The organism is Pseudovibrio exalbescens, from assembly GCF_028737195.1.
Classification (GTDB): Bacteria; Pseudomonadota; Alphaproteobacteria; order Rhizobiales; family Stappiaceae; genus Pseudovibrio; species Pseudovibrio zosterae.
In genome coordinates this window covers 212,404-234,331 of record NZ_JAQZAJ010000001.1, presented here as the reverse complement: position 1 = coordinate 234,331, position 21,928 = coordinate 212,404, and the positions used below count along the sequence as shown (strand labels likewise).

Genomic DNA, 21,928 nt, shown 5'->3' with positions numbered 1-21,928 from the left:
GCGCTAAGACCTTCTCAGGAGCGCCACAAGAGCCGTTACGAAGCCAAACAGCATGTGCCCCACCAACGAGGCCCATGTGAGCGGAATGAAGTTCAGGAACGCTGGCAGCCCTCCAACCAGATGCGCCATCACATAAAGCGCAAAGATCCAGAGCACCACACCGTAGCCCAAGCCGACAAACCACCATGGCAAAGACGGTGCTACCTTTTTCCAGATTGGGCGCACGATGAATAGATAGCCAATCGGATAAAGTAATATTCCAGATATCAGATGGATGGCTTCAGCGATAAAGAAATCGTTGAAATGGAAAACCGACTGGATCAGCGTCTCAGTCTGCAAGGGACCACCAATGAGCATGGGCGTAATGAACCGCGCCCAAATCTCCCAGATGGTTACGGCAGCGATACCTGCCAACAAAACCGTTCCGACTACCGACATGGTAACCGGCGGCACAACTCTGTTTTCGGAATCGCGTAGACTGGCGTTTTGGCCTGACATGGACAGCCCCTCCTCCTTGGCGTGACCTCGTCATTGTTCTTAACCGGCCGCACACCTCAAAGGATTGCGCACCGGCGCGTCAACCGCAGCCCGCTTCTAACCGATTTAACTCGGCCACAAGAAGAGCGGCATCCGACAAAGATAACCAAGGGGAAAGTTGCCTGCCCATCCCGCAAAAGGGATAAGACACAAAAAAACCGGAGAGCCGCATGGCTTCCGGTTCCAAATGAATGGTGGGCGATGAGAGACTCGAACTCCCGACATCTTCGGTGTAAACGAAGCGCTCTACCAACTGAGCTAATCGCCCTCTCCGCTGCGCCGCTCGGCGCGTCGTCGATGGAGCGGTATGTATCCAACCTGCTTCGGCTTGGCAAGACCAAAAACGAATTTACCACTCCCCTTCCTGTGCAAAACCATCGTTAGCCGCCATTCATCCACAGCATTGAAATATATAAGATATTCCCGCCAAAGAATTTCAACAGGGCAAACAAAAAACCCTGCCCACCATAGCGGACAGGGTTTTTAAAAGCTCGAAAACGCGAGGATTAAGCGTTTACGGCGTCCTTCAGACCCTTACCAGCCTTGAACTTAGGAGTCTTGGAAGCTGGAATCTGGATGGTCTCGCCGGTGCGAGGATTACGGCCTTCAGTTGCTGCACGCTCAGAAACAGAGAAGTTGCCGAAGCCGATGATCCGAACTTCGTCGCCGCCCTTCAGAGTATCGGTAATTGCTTCGAAAGCAGCTTCAATGGCTTCACCTGCCTGCGCTTTTGTCAGGCCGGTTTTTTCAGCAACGGCGCCGATCAGATCATTCTTGTTCATGACTGTTCCTTTCCAAAATTCACCTGGAATGCCAGATTCGTATTGCACTCCTTGACCGGACATTCACGGCATTTGACCAGCAAATCAAGAAGAAAACCGCAGAAAACTGCGGTTTTGGGGTGTGTTTCAACGAAAAAAACCCCGGGCAAAGCCCGGGGTCTACGTTTAAACGGCCTCAACTCACATTAATGAGCCACGATGCCAGTCTTATCATCTTCAGAAACGACGGGTTCCGCGTTCTTCTTCTCGTCTGCTTCGGTCCACTCAATCGGCTCTGGCATACGAACCAAAGCGTGCTTGAGAACCTCACCCATACGAGAAACCGGGATGATCTCCAGCTCGTTTTTCACGTTGTCTGGAATGTCTGCAAGATCCTTGGCGTTGTCCTGCGGGATCAAAACTTTCTTGATGCCACCACGCAGCGCAGCAAGCAGTTTTTCCTTCAGACCACCAATTGGCAGCACCCGACCACGCAGCGTGATCTCACCGGTCATGGCCACATCGCGGCGCACCTCAATGCCGGTCATCACGGAAATCACCGCTGTTGCCATGGCGATACCTGCGGACGGACCGTCCTTTGGCGTCGCCCCTTCTGGAACGTGAACGTGCAGCTCGCGACGATCGAACAACGGAGGCTCGATGCCGAAGTCTACTGCCCGTGAGCGGACATAGGACGCCGCCGCGGAGATGGACTCCTTCATCACATCCTTGAGGTTACCGGTAACGGTCATCTTGCCCTTACCCGGCATCATGACACCTTCGATGGTCAGCAACTCACCGCCCACTTCGGTCCATGCCAGTCCGGTAACGACACCGATCTGATCCTCATCTTCAACTTGGCCGAAGCGGAAGCGTGGAACGCCGAGGTACTCCTCAACGAGCGTCTCATCAACCTCAATGGTCGACTTGTCGTTCATCAGGATGTCCTTCACCGCCTTACGAGCCAGAGTAGCCATCTCACGCTCGAGGTTACGCACACCAGCTTCACGGGTGTAAAGACGGATCACCTTGCGCAGCGCATCGTTGGAAATTGAGAACTCACCGTCCCGCAGGCCGTGGTTCTTCAGAGCCTTTGGCAGCAGGTGACGATGGATGATTTCCACCTTCTCATCTTCCGTGTAACCCGCAATGCGGATCACTTCCATACGGTCCATCAAAGGCCCTGGAATGTTGAGCGTGTTGGCTGTCGTCACGAACATGACGTCAGAAAGATCGTACTCAACTTCGAGGTAGTGATCCATGAAGCTGCCGTTCTGTTCTGGATCAAGAACCTCAAGCAGCGCGGAAGATGGATCGCCACGGAAATCCATGCCCATCTTGTCGATCTCATCGAGCAAGAACAGCGGATTGGACTTCTTAGCCTTTTTCATGGACTGAATCACCTTACCCGGCATTGAGCCAATGTAGGTTCTCCGGTGACCACGGATCTCAGCCTCATCGCGGACGCCGCCGAGCGACATGCGAACGAACTCACGGCCGGTTGCCTTGGCAATGGACTTGCCCAGAGAGGTCTTACCAACACCTGGAGGACCAACCAGACAAAGAATAGGACCGCGCAGCTGGTTCGCACGCTTTTGAACCGCCAGATACTCGACGATACGCTCCTTGACCTTCTCAAGGCCATAGTGATCTGTATCCAGAACCTCTTCGGCAAAGTTCAGGTCGTGCTTGATCTTGGACTTTTTGCCCCACGGAATGGACAGCAACCAGTCCAGATAGTTGCGCACGACAGTCGCTTCAGCAGACATGGGGCTCATCTGCTTGAGCTTCTTCATCTCTGCGCCAGCCTTTTCACGGGCTTCCTTGGAGAGCTTGGTCTTCTTGATGCGCTCTTCCAGTTCGGCAAGCTCATCACGACCATCTTCGCCATCGCCGAGTTCTTTCTGAATGGCTTTCATTTGCTCGTTCAGATAGTACTCGCGCTGGGTCTTCTCCATCTGACGCTTGACGCGTGAACGGATGCGCTTTTCAACCTGCAGCACGGAGATCTCACTCTCCATCAGGCCCAGAACCTTTTCCAGACGCTCAGAAACGGAAACCGTCCCAAGGATGTCCTGCTTGTCCTGGATTTTCACCGCCAGGTGAGAGGCAATCGTATCGGCCAGCTTGGAATAGTCATCCAGCTGGTTGACCGCGCCCAGAACCTCTGGGGAGACCTTCTTGTTCAGCTTTACATAGTTCTCGAACTCCGAAAGCACGGAGCGGCCAAGAGCTTCAATCTCGACTTCGCTCTCATCGCTCTCATCAAGAACCAGAGCTTCAGCTTCGAACAAGTCTTCGCGATCTGTAAACTCGCTGATTTCTGCACGGGCGCCGCCCTCAACAAGCACCTTCACGGTGTTGTCTGGCAGCTTCAAAAGCTGGAGGACCGTTGCCAAGGTGCCGACTTTGTAGATCTGGTCTGCATCTGGATCATCGTCCGCGGCATTGATCTGAGTGGCAAGCAGGATCTGCTTGTCAGTGCTCATCACCTCTTCGAGAGCACGAATGGATTTTTCGCGCCCTACAAACAGCGGCACGATCATATGTGGGAACACGACGATGTCGCGCAAAGGGAGCACCGGGAAGACAGATTTCTCCGCATCTCCTGTGTGGCGCGTTTCATTGTCAGCCATAGTCGATCCTTTCATGTGGCGCGCTCGCACCTTTCGCTGCGGCGCACTCGAGGGACGCAATGCAAGTTTCCTTGGGGCAAACTCTATAAGGCCGGATCCGAATGCCCCGTTTTATGGGCGCAGCCAGACCCGCCGCGATTGCGGTGGTACGCTATTAGGTGGCCACCGCACCCCTGTGTGTCAAGCACCCAGCATTCACGTCAGCGAGCCTTCTGTTGATAGCATTGTGATCCGGGAATAGCTTGGATCGCGCCAGCCACAGTCAACCCTGTCTTTAGAGAAGTGCCCAGTGAATCGAAACGGGCGGACCATTCAAAGAAAGGCCGCCCGTCTGCAAATTTCTTAGTAAGCTGCGGCCTTATCAAGCACTGGTTGCTGATGTCTCGGCACGGTCTTCATAGATGTAAAGCGGACGCGCTTTGCCATCGACCACCTCTGACGAGATCACCACTTCCTTCACGCCTTTCAAACCAGGCAGCTCGTACATGGTCTCAAGCAAAATGGCCTCAAGGATGGATCGCAGTCCGCGAGCACCGGTTTTGCGCTCGATCGCCTTTCGTGCAATCGAGATTAGAGCATCATCATGGAAGCTGAGCTCAACATTCTCCATTTCGAACAGGCGCTGGTACTGTTTGACCAGAGCATTCTTAGGTTCTTGCAGAATGGTAACCAGAGCTTCTTCATCAAGATCTTCGAGGGTCGCAATAACAGGAAGACGACCAACGAATTCCGGAATTAGACCAAACTTCAGAAGATCTTCCGGCTCCAGCTCGGAGAACAGTTCACCGGTCTTACGATCATCTGGCGCCATAACGGTCGCTGCAAAGCCGATTGAAGTAGAACGGCCGCGATCGGAAATGATCTTGTCCAGACCCGCAAACGCGCCACCACAAATAAAGAGAATGTTTGTGGTGTCCACCTGCAGGAACTCCTGCTGAGGATGCTTTCGGCCACCCTGTGGCGGCACCGATGCAACGGTACCCTCCATAATCTTCAAGAGCGCCTGCTGCACCCCCTCACCTGATACGTCTCGGGTGATGGATGGGTTGTCTGCCTTACGGGTGATCTTGTCCACTTCGTCGATGTAGACAATGCCGCGCTGAGCTCGCTCGACGTTATAGTCGGAGGCCTGAAGCAACTTCAAAATGATGTTTTCAACATCTTCACCGACATAACCCGCTTCAGTCAGGGTCGTGGCATCCGCCATGGTGAAAGGTACGTCCAGAATGCGAGCCAGCGTCTGGGCAAGAAGGGTCTTACCACAGCCAGTTGGCCCAACCAGAAGAATGTTTGACTTGGCGAGTTCAACATCGTTGTTCTTCGCCGCATGGTTCAAACGCTTGTAGTGGTTATGAACAGCCACAGACAGTACCTTTTTGGCACGGCTCTGGCCGATCACATAATCATCAAGCACACCACTGATTTCCTGGGGAGTTGGAATTCCGTCGCGGGTCTTCACCAAGGAAGATTTGTTTTCTTCCCGAATGATGTCCATGCACAGCTCGACACATTCATCGCAGATGAAGACGGTTGGCCCGGCGATGAGCTTTCTAACTTCATGCTGGCTCTTTCCGCAAAACGAGCAGTAAAGCGTGTTCTTGCTGTCGCTGCCGCTAGCTTTGCTCATGAGTTATAACCCCGCATAGTTTCGAGGACCCAGTCCCCTTCTTGAACTTTATTCGATCGCCGGCCATTGATGGGTAAACGGCGTGTTCTTACTGACTTAGCTTGTTTCACCGCATCGATCCAGTAAGAACATTCAGAAACCCTAACGCAACGATCAATTAACCGATAGTTTGACCGTAAAAATCAACAATCCTTTAAGGCCATTCTGAGACACCTCATTTAGGTGTTGACGAATTGCAGCAAAGAATGTGCCACGATCAAACTCGGTGCTTATTCTTCCTCGGACTTGGCAAGGCTGTCGCGGTTCTCAATGACCTTGTCGATGAGACCAAACTGTTGAGCCTCATTCGCTGTCATGAAGTTATCGCGCTCCAACGCTTCTTCTACAGCTTCCAATGTCTGACCGGTATGCTCCACGTAGATCTCATTGAGGCGACGCTTCAATTTGAGGATCTCTTGTGCATGCAGCATGATATCGGAGGCCTGACCACGGAAACCGCCAGAAGGCTGGTGAACCATGACGCGGCTGTTTGGCAGCGAGAAGCGCATTCCCTTTTCACCACCTGCCAGGAGCAATGAACCCATGCTGGCAGCCTGACCAATGCAAAGAGTGGTCACCTTCGGCTTGATGAACTGCATTGTGTCATAAATAGCCAGACCGGAAGTCACAATCCCACCCGGGGAATTGATGTAAAGCGCAATTTCCTTGTTCGGATTTTCCGCTTCCAGATAGAGCAGCTGCGAACAGATCAGAGTGGCCATCGTGTCTTCGACGGGCCCGGTAACAAAGATGATGCGTTCTTTCAGCAAACGGGAGAAGATATCGTAGGCGCGCTCGCCCCGGTTTGTCTGCTCCACAACCATCGGCACCAGACTGTTCGTGAAGTACTCTACAGGATCGGTCATGCGTCATCCATTGTGTTGCAAGAGCCGCCACCCGGCAGCTCCCCTGCCCCTTCGAATAAGGCAGGACTTGAAATCGTTCTGTGAGTCGAAAAAAGCGACAGACCCAACATAAGGTATGTCGCTTTGTTCTTAAAGGGATTGAAAGCCGACGTGAACCTAGCGGTTCAGGTAATCAGCATTCGCTCCCAGAAAATTGATGGAGCCCCCATAGTAGGCAGGCTGCCAAAGAAAACGGAGGCCCAGCATGTGGAGCCTCCGTTCCATGATTTCAACAGTCAGAAGCTTATGCTTCGTCTTCGTCCTGCTTCAGAAGCTCTTCCTTGGAGACAACCTTGTCGGTGATCTTCGCAAGCTCGAGAATGAAGTCCACAACCTTCTCTTCATAGATTGGGGCGCGCAGGGAAGCCAAGGCCTGAGGGTTCTTCTGGTAGAATTCGAAGACCTGCTGTTCCTGACCTGGGAACTGACGTACGCGGTCGTAAAGAGCGCGCTGAACTTCTTCGTCAGTTACCTGAATGTTGTTCTTTTCGCCAACTTCGGAGAGAACCAGACCGAGGCGCACGCGGCGCTCAGCAATACGCTGGTACTCAGCCTTTGCTTCTTCTTCGGTGGTGTCTTCGTCTTCAAAGCTCTTGCCAGTCTGCTCCATGTCAGCCTGAACCTGACGCCAAACGCCGTCAAACTCGGTAGACACCAGCTTTTCCGGCAGATCGAAAGAGTAAGCTTCGTCCATCTTGTCGAGGAGCGCACGCTTTACCTTCTGACGGGTCGCTGCACCGTACTGGCTTTCGATCTGGCTGCGGATGATTTCCTTCAGCTTGTCGAGTGACTCCAGACCGAGCTTGGACGCCATGTCATCGTCGATGCTCAGTTCACCCGGAGCTGCGATTTCCTTGATCACAACATCAAAGGTCGCGGCCTTACCGGCAAGGTGCTGTGCGCCATATTCCTCAGGGAAAGACACTTCAACGACCTTCTCATCGCCGACCTTGAGGCCAACGAGCTGCTCTTCAAAGCCCGGAATGAACTGACCGGAGCCCAGAACCAACTGGCCGTTCTCGTCAGCACCACCTTCGAATGGCTCGCCGTCGATCTTACCGAGGTAAGACATTGTTACGCGGTCACCGTTTTCGGAAACAGCACCCTCTTCGCGAGCGTCGAAAGAGCGGTTGCTCTCTGCGATTTGCTTAACCTGCTCGTCAACTTCTTCGTCAGCGATTTCTACGATCGGACGCTCGAGTTCCAGAGTGGAGAAGTCGATCAGTTCGAATTCTGGCAGAATATCGTACTTCATGGTGAAGTTCAGATCTGCTTCGCCAGCAAGGACGCGCTCAGCGTCTTCTTCTGGCAGATCGATTTCAGGCTGCAGAGCTGGCTTTTCGCTGCGATCTTCGATGGCCTTGTTGGAGGTCTCGTTGATCAGGTTGCTCAAAAGCTCAGCCATGGCCTGACGGCCATAAAGCTTCTTGAGGTGTGCGAGAGGAACCTTACCTGGGCGAAAACCGTTGATGCGAACCTTGTCTTTCATGTCAACAAGGTATTCATCAAGGCGAGTAGCCAGATCAGATGCTGGAATTTCGATCTTCAGTTCGCGCTTCAGGCCTTCAGCCAGGGTTTCTGTTACCTGCATGGTACTTGTCTTCGTCCTTAATCTAGAACGTGCACTCAGCAAATCCGCTGTGATTTGCCTTCGGCTCAGAGAAAGAACCAATCCATTTTAGGGGAAACAAATTTTGCAGGGACCACGCTGCCCTCTGCAACAAACCACCCAAAAACCGGAGGCCTTTCAACCGAACTTTGACAACGCCCTCAACTTTTTAAGTTTCCGATAGGGTACGGTTGTCGTCGAGTTGCACACCGTAATACCGGGGGTTTGGTGCGGCTGGAGGGACTCGAACCCCCACGGTCTCCCGCCAGAACCTAAATCTGGTGCGTCTACCAATTTCGCCACAGCCGCAACGTTGGGTGCTGACTAATTGCTAGCCGCGAGGAAGTCAACCGCCTTAGCCGCTTAGTTTTCCTGCATCTCTCACTTTATCCCATTTTTTTGACAGTTATGGCGTCTTACAAATGGAAAATCACAGTGTCCCCGCGACTTAAGGGTCTCAAACCTGAGCAGATGCATAGGCTGCAGGCAGCTGTGAAATAAGCTCCTCCGGCACAAGCATCGGTCCGCATAACTCCGCCGCGCGGCCATGAAGCCAAACGCCCATGGCTGCCGCCTCAAAACCGGAAACCCCTTGAGCCAACAATCCACCAATGATGCCGGCCAGGACATCCCCCGACCCGCCTGTTGCCAGCCACGGCGTTCCATTTGTATTGACCGCCGCACGGCCATCGGGTGCAGCAACGACCGTATCCGCGCCTTTCAAAACAACGATTGCCCCACTCTGCTCTGCAGCAACACGGGCCTTCTCTATTTTCGAAAGGGAGCGATCTGCGGATATATCCGGAAACAGGCGCGCAAACTCTCCCTCGTGCGGTGTAAGCACCTGCTGCCCGTGCGCGCCCTTGATCAGACCTGCTAGGCCCTCACTATCTCCGGCAAACGCTGTGAGCGCATCTGCATCCAGCACCACGTGGCGATCACGTGTGATGCTGAAGTGAACCGCCTTTCGGGTTACCTCGCCAACTCCGGCCGCCGGCCCAATGACAACGGCATTCAAACGTATGTCCCCGAGATGGTCCTCGAACTGTTTCGGGTTGTCGCTGGGGCGCACCATGACCGAACTGAGATGCATCGCATGAATGCGGGCGGCGGGCGTAGGTGCCAACACCGTGGTCAGTCCTGCCCCGACGCGCTGACCGGCAAGCGCAGCAAGGCGGGCAGCCCCCGTATGAAACTCGTCTCCGCTGTAAATCACAAGATGACCGCGGTTATACTTGTGCCCATCCACCTGCGGCTCAGGAAGCGCGGCAGCCCATAACTCCGGCGTATTGACAAAGGCATCAATAGCGACTTCCGGAAACACGGTCTCCTGAATGCCGATTTGGGAGATATTCAATGCGCCACAAAGGCCGCGTCCGGGAAACAGGTAGTGACCTGGCTTTCCTCTGAAGAAGGTGATGGTTGCATCTGCGTTAACGGCATCACCCATCACTTGACCCGTCCTGCCATCGAGGCCCGACGGCAAATCGATGGCAAGAACGCGTGCCGCACTTGCGTTGATGGCCGCAACCAGTTCCAGTGACACGCCTTCCAGCGGCCGATCAAGACCAGCACCAAACAGACCGTCCACGATCAGATCGTAAGGCCCGAGCTCAGAAAGTGGCGGCATTTGATCGGCAATAGGCGTCACATCCAACCGCAATGATTGATAGGCTTCAAGCGCATCGCCTTTCAGCTTGTCAGCACGTCCGAGCAAGAACACCTCGGCCACGAACCCACGCTGCTTTAGGTGCCGGGCAGCAACAAAGGCATCCCCCCCATTGTTTCCCGGACCAGCCAACAAGATCACCCGGCGCTCGTAGGTGGTAAGTCGGCCAGCAGCATTGGCAACCGCCAACCCCGCCTTTTCCATAAGCTCCAGGCCCGACCGGCCGCCCTCAACGGTCAGACGATCGGCTTTTGCCATTTCAGTCGGTACAAGGAGCTCATGCATTCTCAGGTGCCTTTCAGTCTGTGTGCTGCCCAAGCACCACATTTTGCGGCTGGGCCAGCTCGATCAGGTTTCCATCAGGATCTCGTACATATATGGAAAGCAATGGCGATCTTGCACCCGTTCGGTAGACTGGCCCTTCCTCTATTTTCACTGAATTTGCATTCAGATGCTCGATCGCCTCTTCAATATTGTCGACGAGCAAGCAGATGTCCGCCGATCCCGGCGTCTCTCGTCCTGCCTTGGGCAAAGGTGCATGCTCTGAAAGTTGAAGATTGATTTTTTGCATGCCAAACCGAAAGCCCTTCCGCCCCGCGCCGAAGACGACTTCTTCCAAACCAAGGACTTCTCTGTAAAAGGCACAGGCACGATCCATGTCATGCACGGTGAGTACAATGTGATCGAGTGAGATCAGACGCATGATACCCTCCTACGTGTGGATTGCCTTTACCTTACAACCACCACCCGGCAAGAGCTAGCCGCCAAGCCGTCGCATGATATTTAAGCGGTAAATGTGATTAGTTTTTAATCACAGAGCACAGAATATCATCAATTTCAAATAAGCCTACGGTGAAGCCCTTGGTTCAAGACCGTCCAATTGCCCGATAAACGAGCGTTTTTCGTAGCTCTCGCCAAACTGGCACACTTCCTGCAAACAACGTTAGCATCGATTGCAGAAAGTGATTTTGCCTAGGCACTGATCGCCTGAACACGCTCTGGACAAAATGTGAAAGAACAGTTCAGGTGAAGCCACAAAACGGAGAGAATGTACGGCCATGAAAAAGATCGAAGCGATTATCAAGCCCTTCAAACTTGATGAGGTGAAAGAAGCGCTTCAGGAGGTCGGCCTCCAGGGTATCACCGTGACTGAGGCCAAGGGCTTTGGCCGACAGAAGGGTCACACGGAACTTTACCGAGGCGCCGAATATGTGGTCGACTTCCTCCCGAAGGTAAAAGTTGAGATCGTGCTCACCGATGATCTGGTGGAAAAGGCAGTCGACGCCATTCGCGACGCTGCTCAGACCGGCCGCATTGGTGACGGCAAGATCTTTGTTTCTAACATCGAAGAAGCCATTCGCATTCGTACCGGCGAGACAGGCGAAGAAGCAGTCTAATTTTCAACTTTCGCCCAAGGGAGGAGCTGAGTGGTCGCGCATCACTCCAGAACAAACCACGGGCGAGCTCATCCAAACGAAACTAGAAGCGTAACAAGGGGTAAGGACGTTATGACAACGGCCAGCGAAGTCCTGAAGGAAATCCAGGAAAAAGACGTCAAGTTTGTTGATCTGCGTTTCACCGATCCACGCGGTAAGATGCAGCACGTCACAATGGACGTTTCTCAGGTCAACGAAGACATGTTTGCTGAAGGCGTCGCGTTTGACGGCTCCTCCATTGCTGGTTGGAAAGCCATCAACGAGTCCGACATGATGCTGATGCCGGATCCGGATACAGCGCACGTTGACCCATTCTTCGCGCAGTCCACCATGTCCATTTTCTGCGACGTTCTGGACCCAATCTCCGGCGAAGGCTACAACCGCGACCCACGCATGACCGCAAAGCGCGCTGAAGCTTATGTGAAGGCATCCGGCGCCGGTGACACCGTGTTTGTTGGCCCTGAAGCGGAATTCTTCATTTTCGATGATGTTCGCTTCTCCGCAGACCCATACAACACCGGCTTCAAGCTGGATTCCGCTGAACTTCCGTCCAACATGGACAGCGAGTACGAAAGCGGCAACCTCGGTCACCGTCCACGGACCAAGGGCGGCTACTTCCCAGTGCCACCAATCGATAGCTGTCAGGACATCCGTTCTGAAATGCTGACCGTGATGACCGAAATGGGTGTCGTCGTTGAAAAGCACCACCACGAAGTGGCCGCAGCTCAGCACGAACTCGGCATGCAGTTCCAGCCGCTGACCTCCATGGCTGACCACATGCAGATCTACAAGTACGTGGTTCATCAGGTCGCGCACGCTTACGGCAAGACCGCAACCTTCATGCCGAAGCCAGTCTTCGGTGACAACGGCACCGGCATGCACTGTCACTTCTCCATCTGGGAGGACAGCAAGCCAACCTTCGCCGGCAACCAGTATGCAGACCTTTCCGAAAACGCCCTGTACTTCATTGGCGGTGTTCTGAAGCACGCCAAGGCAGTCAACGCTTTCACCAACGCTTCCACCAACTCCTACAAGCGTCTGGTTCCAGGTTACGAGGCTCCAGTTCTGCTGGCATACTCTTCTCGTAACCGTTCTGCATCCTGCCGTATCCCGTTCACGTCCTCTCCAAAAGCAAAGCGCGTGGAAGTTCGTTTCCCGGATCCGACCGCCAACCCATACCTGGCGTTCACCGCTCTGCTCATGGCTGGCCTCGACGGCATCAAGAACAAGATTCACCCAGGCGACGCCATGGACAAGAACCTCTACGATCTTCCAGCGGAAGAACTCGCAGAGATCCCAACCGTTGCAGCCTCTCTGCGTGAAGCTCTTGACGCTCTGGATTCAGACCGTGACTTCCTCAAGGCAGGCGGCGTCATGGATGACGACCAGATTGATGCCTACATCGAACTGAAGATGGAAGAAGTCATGCGCTACGAAATGACTCCACACCCAGTTGAGTTCGACATGTACTACTCCGTCTAATCATCCATTGATTAGATATCGAAAGGCCGGGCAGATCGCCCGGCCTTTTTTATTGCGCTTCCCACCGGCAGGCCGGTTAGTCCCACTCAGGAGCAAAATCCGGATCGGCGATGCGCTTGCCCTCATCCAGAGCCGCAATCTGAGCCAAATCATCTGCATCTAGTGTCAAATCAAGTGACTTGAGGTTGGCCTCAAGGTTCTTGCGTTTAGTCGAAGAAGGAATGGTCACCATATCGTTTTGGCGCACCCAGGCAAGGGTCACCTGGGCAGCAGTGGCCCCATGCTTTTCGGCGATCGCAACAATTGTTGGGTTGGTGATGGCTTCACCGACGGCCAGAGGCATGAAACCGGTCACCTTGAGGCCAAGCGCCTCGCTTGCTTCCCTCACCTTCCGGTTTTGCAAGAACGGATGCACCTCGATTTGGTTTGTGAAGAGAACACCCTTGCCCAAGATGCTAACGGCCTCCTCCACCTGAGCAACCGTAAAGTTGGAAACCCCAATCTCGCGGGCCAAGCCGAGATCCTTCGCCTTCTTCAATTCACCAAGGTACTCAGTCATGGAAACACGATCGTCCTTCAACGGCCAATGGATCAATAACAGGTCCACATAGGAAGTTTGAAGCTTTGCCAAGCTTTCATGCAGGCTCGGAAGAAAGGCGTCTTTGGAAAGACGATCGATCCAGACCTTCGTGGTCAAGAAGATTTCCTCACGGGGAACAGAACTGTCATAAAGAGCCCGCCCCACACCCTCTTCGTTCTCATAGATCTGCGCCGTATCGATATGACGATAGCCCTCTTCAAGCGCCATGATCACGGAGTTATAGGCATCATCACCTTTTAGACGAAACGTACCGGCACCCAGTACGGGCATTTCAAGTGTCATAGTCATCTCCTGCTGCCTGCGGCAAAATCAAGTCGCCAGTTGGTGGCGCTGCATTCATCTAACAACATGAAAGCACTGAGATAAGTCGGCAATGCCGCAAGACAGTTTTGCTCTCACCGCACGAATGAGATCAAATCCAAAGCGCCTTGACGGCTCGCCCAAAAGCATGGATCCACGAGCACAATCGTCACGTACGCGTCACACGATTCAGGCAAGAAACAACTCAGGTTTTCAGCTTCTGACCGGGCTGACTGACCCGCATCGACTTTAAAGCGGCTTGTCTAAGCCGCTTTTCTTGCATCCAAGTAAACCTCCACCTTCGGTGGAGGACTGGACGCGTTCTACATTTTCAGTAAGAGACCTCCCTGCTTGGACCATTGGCGTGGTTTTAAAAGAAGCAAGCAGGGAGGTTTTTTATGGATACGGACCACCTTAATCACAGTACTTGGGACTGTAAATATCACGTTGTCTTTTCGAGTAAGTACCGAACGAAACGGCTTTATGGTGAGTTGCGGCGAGAGCTTAAAGACCGCTTTGTCACGTTGGCGCTGCAAAAAGGTTGCCGGATTGAAGAAGGCGAATTGATGCCGGACCACGTGCACATGCTGATTTCGATCCCGCCGAAATATTCTGTTTCGCATGTTGTGGGATTTTTGAAAGGTAAGACGGCGCTTTATGTCGCAAATAAGTATGCAAGGAAGCGGCGCTACAAAGGCTATCATTTTTGGGCGCGGGGATATTTCGTCTCGACCACGGGCTATCAAGAACAGGTCGTTAGACGCTATATCCAAAATCAACAAAAGCAGGATAAGGCAAGCGACTACGCCGACCTGTTCAATATGAGTTATTAAACGCTAGCAAAACCACTTTTAGTGGTCCAAGCGAAGCGTTTCAAACCTCCACCTTTGGTGGAGGTCTTTGACTTTTTGCCCTGCAGAGGCAATCTCCTCAAATGAGGTGCGCCACAGCATTCAAGGATGTGATCAGAACTTTTTCGTTCACGAAATATTACAGTTCCTTGAAACCCCGTCTGGGCCACTTACATCAAATCTATAAGACGGGAGGTTTAGAGAATGACACCACCAGACCGACGTCAGCTGCTAGAGCACTAAAACGCTCACCACGAAGAAACCTCTAGTGCGACGGCAGCAGAAACAGAAATTCAAGTACGTATATTGCTTGGCAGTGTTCCTGCCTTGAGTAAAATGGTTCAACTGAGAGCTGCACACACAAAGCTTCCTAAGCAAGCTTTCCAAACCTGACGAGCGCTCCAGCAACCTGAATACGACAACAACCCCGCTTTCCCTTCGAGAAGGGAGCGGGGTTTTTCTTTACTTGCTATCATGTTCTGCCCACCCTGCCCTCCGTGGCCTGGGGTGTTATTGTTGCTGCGCCCTATCAAATTTCGCGACGCGCGCCTAAGGTATTCAACCTACAAATTCATGCAGAAGGGCAATCATATTGAACCAGACAGCTGACCAGGAAATTGAAGTCCTTCCCAACTTACCGTCCTTAAATCTTTCCGAGACCAAAACCTTCTATCAAGGCATGCTTGGCTTCGACCGTGTCATCTATGAGGATCAGAACACATTGATCCTGCGCCGCAAGACCTGGGAGATCCACTTCTGGCTCTGCCGCAATAAGGAAATCTGCAACAACTCCAGCCTCTATGTCCGCGGCCAAGGTATAGATAACCTCTACCAGGAGTTCACCAAAGCGGGCCTTTCAAAAGATGGGGCTTCAGAGCCCAGACTATCGAGCTTTGAACTGCGCCCTTGGAACATGAAAGAGTTCTACATTCACGATCCGCATGGGAATTTGCTGAAGTTCGGTCGAGTTCCCAACGAGGCGGAAACAATACCTGATGCTCGCCCCTGAACAGATAGAAGCCTTTTCCCGCCTCCCTGTCCTCCTCAAGCATTGTCAGGATCCCTGGTGGATCATCGGAGGCGCGGGGCTGCTCCTTCATGGCGTTCCTGTCCAACTGAAAGACGTAGATGTACTGTTGTCCGAACGAGATGCAGTAGCATTGCAGCAGCGCCTCAATTTGCCCAACGTTGCTGACCGGTGCTCCGACCGTTTTCGCTCCAAAATTTTCCTGAAATTGGAAGCGCCGATCCCGTTGGAGTTCATGGGAGATTTTTCTGTTGCCACCAAGGAAGGGTGGCACATTTTGGTCCCGAGAACGCGGCAACGCTTTTGCGCCGGTCATTTTGAGCTTTGGGTGCCGGACCTGACAGAAATGATCAGCATCTTGGAGATGTTCGGGCGCAACAAGGATACGAAGAAGCGCGCGCTGGCACTCAATCACCTCATGGCCAGCACCCAATAAAAAAGGCGGTGCACCCACCGCCTTTTTAGAATGACTACACGCGCAATTTCAGATCATTCGCCATATACGTCAAAATCGAAGTACTTCGCGGCGATTTCCTGATACTTCCCGCTCTCACGCAGGTCCTTCACGGCCTTGGAGAACAGTGCGTTCAGCTCCGCCTCGCCCTGACGCATACCAACGCCAACGCCTTCACCATGAATTTCAGGGACTGGTGCCATTGTGCCAAGCAGCTTGCAGCAGGCACCATCTTCAGACTTCAGCCAGTCAGACAGCACAACAACGTCATCGATCACCGCGTCTACACGGCCCCCTTCAAGATCGAGCTTGTACTCGTCTGCACTTGGGTAGGTTGTGATGGAAGAACCTTCGAACTTCTCTTCAGCAAAGATCGCGTGGGTCGTACCTACCTGAACACCAAGGTACAGCCCATCAAGAGCCTCTGGCGTTGCCTCCGCAATATCGCTGTCTTTCAAAACTGCGATCCCTGGAGGGGTCTGATAGTACTTTTCGGAGAAGTCGATGAATTGCTTGCGCTCTTCAGTTGAAGACATGGAAGCCATGATTGCATCATACTTGTTCGCGATCAGGCCAGGAATGAGGCCTTCCCAATCCACTGGGAACCACTCGCATTCAACCTTGGCTGCTTCGCACATGGCATTGCCAAGTTCGATCTCAAAGCCAGCCAACTCACCTGCAGGCGTGGTGTATGCAAACGGAGGGTAAGAGGCTTCGGTTGCAATCCGCACCTTTGTCCACTCTTTTGCCTGAGCGCCACCTGCAATAGTCAGAGCTACCAAAGCGGTCGCTGCCAGTGCCCAATTCTTTTTCATTTTGTATCCCCTTGTCTGGATTTGCGGCGAGCGCTTGAAGCGCAGTTTCGGCCACGACATGAGTTGAACTAGACCGCCAAAGCGCTGATATTTCAAAGATAAATTGCAAAGCGCACAACGTTATTTTTGCCGGCTCCGGCAACTTGCAATTTATCCTGAGATTATGCCGGATATCAGGCTCATCCCCCTTCAGTCTGGCGAATAATTCGAAGTTGCCTCAACATTTTTTCACAGCCCAAATTCCGCAGAATCAGTTTCAGAGCTTCCATTAGAAACAATTGGTCATTTTAACGTGGTCAATATGGAGCCAACCTCTATCATTTTGAAACATACTAGATCTCATTTTGGAAACTCTTCGAGATTGGGAAAGCTTTGCCGGGCAGACCGTTGGACTGGCCGCAAAAACGGATGCAACCCAAAACATTCTCCTTTATAGAACGCACAACGACTTACGCCCGAGGAGGCTGGTCACGTCTTTGCAAAACAGGTTTGGGAAATGAGCGACTATAAATCCGAATTCATGCGGGTCCTCGATGAGCGAGGCTTCATTCACCAGTTGTCCGATGCCGACGGGCTGGACAAGCTCCTCGCAAGCGAAACCGTAACCGCCTATATCGGCTTCGACTGCACCGCTACCAGCCTGCATGTGGGCTCTTTGGTGCAGATCATGATGCTCTATTGGTTCCAAAAGACGGGTCACCGTCCAATCACCCTCATGGGTGGTGGCACCACACGCGTCGGCGACCCAACTGGCAAGGACGAAAGCCGCAAGGTGCTCTCTGACGAAACCATCGAGGCGAACAAGGCTGGCATCAAAACAGTCTTCGAAAAGTTCCTGACATTTGGTGATGGTCCTACCGACGCTGTAATGCTCGATAACGCCGAATGGTTGTTGAAACTGAACTATCTGGAATTTCTGCGGGATGTGGGTCGACACTTCTCCGTCAACCAAATGATCCAGCGCGACAGCGTGCGCCTGCGCTTGGAACGCGAGCAGCACCTCTCCTTCCTCGAGTTCAACTACATGCTCTTGCAGGGATATGACTTCGTGGAACTCTTCAACCGCACAGGCTGCCGACTGCAGATGGGCGGCTCTGACCAGTGGGGCAACATTCTTTCCGGCGTGGATCTCGGCCGCCGCATGACCGAAACGGAGTTTTTTGCGCTCACCACACCGCTGCTCACAACCGCTTCGGGGGCAAAGATGGGCAAGACCGCCGATGGCGCTGTTTGGCTCAACGCGGACATGCTGTCTCCCTATGACTATTGGCAGTTCTGGCGCAACACGGAAGACAGCGATGTGGAGCGCTTCCTGAAGCTCTTCACAATTCTTCCAATGGACGAGATCTCCCGCCTCGCCGCCTTGGAAGGGGCTGAGATCAACGAAGCCAAGAAGATTTTGGCGACAGAGGCTACAGCTCTGCTACATGGCCGTGAAGCCGCTGAAGCTGCTGCCGAGACCGCTCGCAAAGCTTTTGAAGAAGGTGAAAGCGCAGCAGGCCTGCCAACCGTCGAGGTTCCGGCTGGCGATCTTGAAGCGGGTATCGGGCTTCTCTCCGCCTACGTCACAGCTGGCTTGTGCCAGTCGAATGGTGAGGTCCGCCGCAACGTGAAAGGCTCTGCAGTGCGCATTAACGATGCGGTAGAGACCAACGAAAAGCGCGTCCTGACCATGCAGGACCTTACCGAGGACGGCATCATCAAGCTGTCGCTGGGCAAGAAAAAGCACGTTCTGATGCGCCCGGCCTAAGCCAAGCGGCAACCCAGAATCACAAAAAGGCCAGTCCACTCAATGGACTGGCCTTTTTTCATGACTCATTTTCTGAACGCTTCACCTATTGGAACTCAAAGATCTTCCTGAAAATACCGGGTGCGATCGCTGAAACCGGGTTGATGGTGAACTTAGGATCCTCAAAGCTCCCCGTCATTTTGTAGGTCACACCGAACAAGCCACCGTCACCGGAGCCTCCACCGAGGGCCAGTCCAAGGATCGGAACTTTCGAGAGGAAGTTGTTGATGCTGTAGGCAGGTACAAAGGTACCGGTCATGTCCAGCTGCTTGGAAGAGAGGTTCGCTGTCCCCTCAACAGTACCGCCAATAATGGCACCTGCGAGCACACCACGTGTCAGATACAGGATATCTCCATTGCGGTTGAACTCTATGCCCATGCGGTTGAAGGACGCCTCTCCACTTCTGGCAACAGTCGACATCGCTGAATCAGGTTCGCCACGGCGATAAGCTGAATTGCGCTGGCGTGACTTCGCCAAAGCCTGAATGGCTGGATCTTCCGTAATCGAGAAATCCTTGATGACGACATTGCCTTGCCATTGCCGCTCTGCGGGCATATCCACCTGACCGAACGCAAAACCACCGCGCATTCGGGCAAACAGGTCGGCAAACTTCAACAGTTCCCCAACATTCTGTACATTGAGAGACAGGCGCTTGCCCCGCTCTGACGGCTTGAGGTCAAACTTGAACGGATTTCGCTGCGAGGTCTGCCCCGAAAGATCCATGCTCTGAAGGGTATCGCCCAGAAGAGAAATCGTGCCGTCCAGCTGGCTCGCCAACACACCGCCAAACCCAGTGACATTGCGAAGCTGAACATTCACCCGAAGGGGTTCATTGCTATCCGCGCCTGAACTGGCATTTGAGGCCTCACCTGTGCCTGCGGACTTGAAGCGTTTGAGTATACCGCGCCCGTCAAGGCGTTGGGCGCGTACATCAACGTCGTATCCGCGCCTTGCATCATGGCGAATGCTGACTTCAACCTCATCATTCGGGCGCAGATTGAACTGCGAGAAATCGGCAAATTCCAACTCGCCATCATTGCTGAGTTTAGCATTTCCGCGAATTTCCACGCCGTCCGATAGCAGCGCAAAGTTATGAATGGTGCGCCCGCTGTCGGATTCCAACATGCGAAAACGGGCCTCTGCCTTCACGCCAGAAGCCTTTGTCCATCCAACGGGGTCCAGATTGATGGTCGTGCGCGTCAGGTTCAGACGATACACCTTTGTCCCATCAACCTCTGAAAGCTCAATCTGAAGTGGCCCGCTCAGGAACTGTGAAAGATCGAGCCCCTGCTCAGCAAGCGCATCAACCGTTGCATCAAGCACAATGCCTTGCCGTGAATGGCCTTCCACGCCGTCCATCGGGCTTTCAAGATCAATTTGTGCCTGAAGGCCGTTCAGCTTGCCGGCCCCTTGAACGGTAACGGACTCCTTGTTTGCAACAACAACCAGATCAGCCTCAGAGATAATCTGATCACCAATCTCGCGGCTGCTGGAAAACCCTTTGGTCTCAAGCTCTGCCCGCCATACGACGTCATCAAAGCTGATGTCGTCTTGTACCGGGAACGCGGCCTCGACCTTCAGCTTGCCAGCACCAGTCAAATCGCTGGGGACGAGCTTGAGGCGCTCAAGCGCCCGGAACGGCTCCGCATTGACCAACACACCAAGATCAGCAGCGGCCCCATCAATTACCAAGGACAGATCGTGAGACCGCTCAGGCCTCAAAGCAAGGTTCAGTGTCTTGTAAGTTACCTCATCGACATGGATGATCTTGCCATCCTGCATGCGGAACTCACCGTCTTTGGCTTCCACAATCAGGGTTTCATTCTCGATCCGTCCAGTGCCGCTCAGGTTCGAAGCGATCGGTAAGCTATCCAGAGTGGCAAGCGCCGCATCGTTGATGTCAAAGCTGGCTGTAACGGCATCGCCAACCCAGCCCCGGTTGTCCGGATTGCCATCAAAAGAAGCGGGCCCGAGTCCTAAATCAAGCCGAAGGTTCTCAACGGCACCGGCTTTTATGTGCTCCACCAACCAATGACGCGTTTTTGCCACCACAGGAACAGGCCACAATTGCAGAACCTGCGCTGCCGTCAGCCGCGGTGCAACCAATGACAAGGCCAGCCAGGGGCCATCATCCCCGAAGTACAAAGACCCTGCCACGTTGATGTCAGCACTCAAGCCCAACAGGCGCGCCGCATCAATGAATAGGGTCTTCTGGTTCATGTCGATGCGTCCATCGACATAAGCGTCAATGAAAATGGTCGGCGGTGCGTTCACGTCGCTTGGCGCAACGACGACCTCCCGCGAACCAAGTGAGTAGGTCCAAGGCGCGCCCGAAAAGGCTGGGGGATTGACTACACCACCAAACACAGCGCGCGTTTGCCCACGCACGAAATAAGAACGCCCGATCAGGATTTCAGGCTCGTCTCGCAGCACCTTCAAGCTGATGAATACTTCGTCGAGGTTCACATCCGCATCTGTCAGATGCACGCGAATACGACCGGTTCGCAGCCGCAATTCGGCCTCCTTGAAGGAACCCGCGGGCGTCAACACAGCCTCGGCATTTGCGAAAAGCGGCGTCCCCCGCCCCTTGTCGAGCGGAAGGTCCACATTACTGGGCAGCAGATCACCGATGGCAACACCGTCCATCTCGACAGAAATGGACCGCTCACCCGTCTCCGGAGAGACCTTCCGCCGCATGTTCCAAGACCAACGGCCCTGTTCGCCCGAAAGACTTGACTCAATCTGAAAGGAAACCTCGTCAAGCACTTCAAAAACGGCATCAATTCCGTCTGCGTTGAACTCGCCGGTAGCGCTGCTGATCGTCACCGCGCCATTGGTCACCGTGACGCTTTGCAGGTTACGGCGTCTGAGTTCTTCCGCTAGCAGGATGCTGAACTTGTCGATGGCAACGACCTGGCTCTGCAGTTTTGGCAGCGGTGCGCTGCGGCCTCCGATAAACAGATCAGCACTTGGGCGGTCAAGGCGTACCCCCGTTACCTCCACGTTGCCGGTAAGCAAGCTGACAAGGCTGACATCGATCTCCGTGCGCGGCAACAACACCTCTGCTGAAGAGGTGCCCGCAACCGAAATCACAGATTCTTCCAGAATGATGACCGCTTCGCCGGATGAAAGATCCAACCGCGCGGCCCCTACCTGCAAGTTGATTGGGCCGTCTTCCAACTGGCCCAGAGCCCACTCCACCAAAAAGGCCATATTGATTGGCCCGGAAGCGGCACGTACAACAAACCCAACCACGAGGACGATCAGGATCGCACCAATGCCAACGAGAGCCCGTCGGCGCCAACTGGCTTTTTTCTGGCGCTGTATCCTTTCCCGCCTTCTGCCTAGCCTCTTTAACAGCGTTAAATTCCTTGTTTCGGCCCGATTGA

At 53.6% G+C, this 21,928-nt stretch carries 17 protein-coding genes and 2 tRNA genes; 6 read left to right on the top strand and 13 right to left on the bottom strand.

Going from position 1 to position 21,928, the window contains the following annotated elements; genetic code table 11:
* Positions 1 to 3: 3 nt before the first annotated feature.
* The 10 genes from PUV47_RS01110 to PUV47_RS01065 all read right to left on the bottom strand — a co-directional run bounded on the left by PUV47_RS01110 (position 4) and on the right by PUV47_RS01065 (position 10,486).
* Positions 4 to 498: a hypothetical protein gene (locus PUV47_RS01110; RefSeq protein ID WP_274216605.1), complete on the bottom strand. Its 495-nt coding sequence runs from the start codon at positions 496 to 498 to the stop codon at positions 4 to 6.
* A gap of 231 nt (positions 499 to 729) precedes the next feature.
* Positions 730 to 805: transfer RNA gene (locus PUV47_RS01105), tRNA-Val, on the bottom strand.
* A 238-nt stretch (positions 806 to 1,043) separates the two neighbouring features.
* A complete protein-coding gene (locus PUV47_RS01100; protein ID WP_274216604.1) occupies positions 1,044 to 1,319 on the bottom strand; it encodes an HU family DNA-binding protein in 276 nt (91 codons plus the stop codon).
* Positions 1,320 to 1,504: 185 nt separating this feature from the next.
* Positions 1,505 to 3,934: an endopeptidase La gene (gene lon / locus PUV47_RS01095; protein ID WP_274216603.1), complete on the bottom strand. Its 2,430-nt coding sequence runs from the start codon at positions 3,932 to 3,934 to the stop codon at positions 1,505 to 1,507.
* 361 nt (positions 3,935 to 4,295) lie between these two features.
* Positions 4,296 to 5,561 carry an ATP-dependent Clp protease ATP-binding subunit ClpX gene (clpX, locus tag PUV47_RS01090; protein ID WP_274216602.1) on the bottom strand — a complete coding sequence of 422 codons (1,266 nt, stop codon included), beginning with the start codon at positions 5,559 to 5,561 and terminating at the stop codon, positions 4,296 to 4,298.
* A 269-nt stretch (positions 5,562 to 5,830) separates the two neighbouring features.
* Entirely contained in the window at positions 5,831 to 6,466 is a 636-nt protein-coding gene (gene clpP / locus PUV47_RS01085) for an ATP-dependent Clp endopeptidase proteolytic subunit ClpP (RefSeq protein ID WP_274216601.1), read from the bottom strand.
* Positions 6,467 to 6,749: 283 nt separating this feature from the next.
* The gene (tig, locus tag PUV47_RS01080) at positions 6,750 to 8,096 is read right to left on the bottom strand and encodes a trigger factor (RefSeq protein WP_274216600.1); all 1,347 of its coding nucleotides are present in this window, start codon (positions 8,094 to 8,096) and stop codon (positions 6,750 to 6,752) included.
* Positions 8,097 to 8,340: 244 nt separating this feature from the next.
* Positions 8,341 to 8,423 (bottom strand) — tRNA-Leu (locus tag PUV47_RS01075).
* A 148-nt stretch (positions 8,424 to 8,571) separates the two neighbouring features.
* A complete protein-coding gene (locus tag PUV47_RS01070) occupies positions 8,572 to 10,068 on the bottom strand; it encodes an NAD(P)H-hydrate dehydratase (protein WP_274216599.1) in 1,497 nt (498 codons plus the stop codon).
* Between the two features lie 13 nt (positions 10,069 to 10,081).
* Positions 10,082 to 10,486 (bottom strand): VOC family protein, encoded by a 405-nt coding sequence (locus PUV47_RS01065; protein WP_274216598.1) that lies wholly within the window; start codon positions 10,484 to 10,486, stop codon positions 10,082 to 10,084.
* Positions 10,487 to 10,841: 355 nt separating this feature from the next.
* Here PUV47_RS01065 and PUV47_RS01060 point away from each other — a divergent pair, with 355 nt between their 5' ends.
* Together PUV47_RS01060 and glnA are read left to right on the top strand one after the other, a co-directional pair.
* The gene (locus tag PUV47_RS01060) at positions 10,842 to 11,180 is read left to right on the top strand and encodes a P-II family nitrogen regulator (protein WP_274216597.1); all 339 of its coding nucleotides are present in this window, start codon (positions 10,842 to 10,844) and stop codon (positions 11,178 to 11,180) included.
* A gap of 111 nt (positions 11,181 to 11,291) precedes the next feature.
* The gene (gene glnA / locus PUV47_RS01055; RefSeq protein WP_274216596.1) at positions 11,292 to 12,701 is read left to right on the top strand and encodes a type I glutamate--ammonia ligase; all 1,410 of its coding nucleotides are present in this window, start codon (positions 11,292 to 11,294) and stop codon (positions 12,699 to 12,701) included.
* 76 nt (positions 12,702 to 12,777) lie between these two features.
* Here the strand turns inward: glnA and dkgB are convergent, their stop codons facing one another.
* Positions 12,778 to 13,584 (bottom strand): 2,5-didehydrogluconate reductase DkgB, encoded by an 807-nt coding sequence (gene dkgB / locus PUV47_RS01050; protein WP_274216595.1) that lies wholly within the window; start codon positions 13,582 to 13,584, stop codon positions 12,778 to 12,780.
* Positions 13,585 to 14,000: 416 nt separating this feature from the next.
* On the opposite strand from dkgB, the gene tnpA reads away from it, so the two are divergent.
* The 3 genes from tnpA to PUV47_RS01035 all read left to right on the top strand — a co-directional run bounded on the left by tnpA (position 14,001) and on the right by PUV47_RS01035 (position 15,916).
* Positions 14,001 to 14,435 carry an IS200/IS605 family transposase gene (gene tnpA, locus PUV47_RS01045; protein ID WP_274216594.1) on the top strand — a complete coding sequence of 145 codons (435 nt, stop codon included), beginning with the start codon at positions 14,001 to 14,003 and terminating at the stop codon, positions 14,433 to 14,435.
* Between the two features lie 610 nt (positions 14,436 to 15,045).
* Positions 15,046 to 15,462, top strand: coding sequence for a bleomycin resistance protein (locus PUV47_RS01040; protein WP_274216593.1), 417 nt, complete (start codon positions 15,046 to 15,048; stop codon positions 15,460 to 15,462).
* The gene (locus PUV47_RS01035; protein WP_274216592.1) at positions 15,449 to 15,916 is read left to right on the top strand and encodes a hypothetical protein; all 468 of its coding nucleotides are present in this window, start codon (positions 15,449 to 15,451) and stop codon (positions 15,914 to 15,916) included. Before PUV47_RS01040 ends, PUV47_RS01035 begins: the two co-directional genes overlap by 14 nt.
* Positions 15,917 to 15,969: 53 nt before the next feature.
* Here the strand turns inward: PUV47_RS01035 and PUV47_RS01030 are convergent, their stop codons facing one another.
* Complete coding sequence (locus PUV47_RS01030) at positions 15,970 to 16,749, bottom strand: transporter substrate-binding domain-containing protein (protein ID WP_274216591.1); 780 nt, start codon at positions 16,747 to 16,749, stop codon at positions 15,970 to 15,972.
* A 496-nt stretch (positions 16,750 to 17,245) separates the two neighbouring features.
* Here PUV47_RS01030 and tyrS point away from each other — a divergent pair, with 496 nt between their 5' ends.
* Positions 17,246 to 18,499 (top strand): tyrosine--tRNA ligase, encoded by a 1,254-nt coding sequence (gene tyrS, locus PUV47_RS01025; protein WP_274216590.1) that lies wholly within the window; start codon positions 17,246 to 17,248, stop codon positions 18,497 to 18,499.
* 85 nt (positions 18,500 to 18,584) lie between these two features.
* Here the strand turns inward: tyrS and PUV47_RS01020 are convergent, their stop codons facing one another.
* On the bottom strand, positions 18,585 to 21,794 hold the full coding sequence (locus PUV47_RS01020; protein WP_274216589.1) for an AsmA-like C-terminal domain-containing protein: 3,210 nt from the start codon (positions 21,792 to 21,794) through the stop codon (positions 18,585 to 18,587).
* Positions 21,795 to 21,928 lie beyond the last annotated feature (134 nt).

Coding starts and splice junctions, on each gene's coding strand:
- glnA (WP_274216596.1), top strand. CDS start 11,292: ATGACAACGGCCAGCGAAGTCCTGAAGGAAATCCAGGAAAAAGACGTC.
- clpX (WP_274216602.1), bottom strand. CDS start 5,561: ATGAGCAAAGCTAGCGGCAGCGACAGCAAGAACACGCTTTACTGCTCG.
- clpP (WP_274216601.1), bottom strand. CDS start 6,466: ATGACCGATCCTGTAGAGTACTTCACGAACAGTCTGGTGCCGATGGTT.
- PUV47_RS01030 (WP_274216591.1), bottom strand. CDS start 16,749: ATGAAAAAGAATTGGGCACTGGCAGCGACCGCTTTGGTAGCTCTGACT.
- PUV47_RS01065 (WP_274216598.1), bottom strand. CDS start 10,486: ATGCGTCTGATCTCACTCGATCACATTGTACTCACCGTGCATGACATG.
- tnpA (WP_274216594.1), top strand. CDS start 14,001: ATGGATACGGACCACCTTAATCACAGTACTTGGGACTGTAAATATCAC.
- PUV47_RS01070 (WP_274216599.1), bottom strand. CDS start 10,068: ATGCATGAGCTCCTTGTACCGACTGAAATGGCAAAAGCCGATCGTCTG.
- tyrS (WP_274216590.1), top strand. CDS start 17,246: ATGAGCGACTATAAATCCGAATTCATGCGGGTCCTCGATGAGCGAGGC.
- PUV47_RS01035 (WP_274216592.1), top strand. CDS start 15,449: ATGCTCGCCCCTGAACAGATAGAAGCCTTTTCCCGCCTCCCTGTCCTC.
- tig (WP_274216600.1), bottom strand. CDS start 8,096: ATGCAGGTAACAGAAACCCTGGCTGAAGGCCTGAAGCGCGAACTGAAG.
- lon (WP_274216603.1), bottom strand. CDS start 3,934: ATGGCTGACAATGAAACGCGCCACACAGGAGATGCGGAGAAATCTGTC.
- dkgB (WP_274216595.1), bottom strand. CDS start 13,584: ATGACACTTGAAATGCCCGTACTGGGTGCCGGTACGTTTCGTCTAAAA.
- PUV47_RS01100 (WP_274216604.1), bottom strand. CDS start 1,319: ATGAACAAGAATGATCTGATCGGCGCCGTTGCTGAAAAAACCGGCCTG.
- PUV47_RS01110 (WP_274216605.1), bottom strand. CDS start 498: ATGTCAGGCCAAAACGCCAGTCTACGCGATTCCGAAAACAGAGTTGTG.
- PUV47_RS01060 (WP_274216597.1), top strand. CDS start 10,842: ATGAAAAAGATCGAAGCGATTATCAAGCCCTTCAAACTTGATGAGGTG.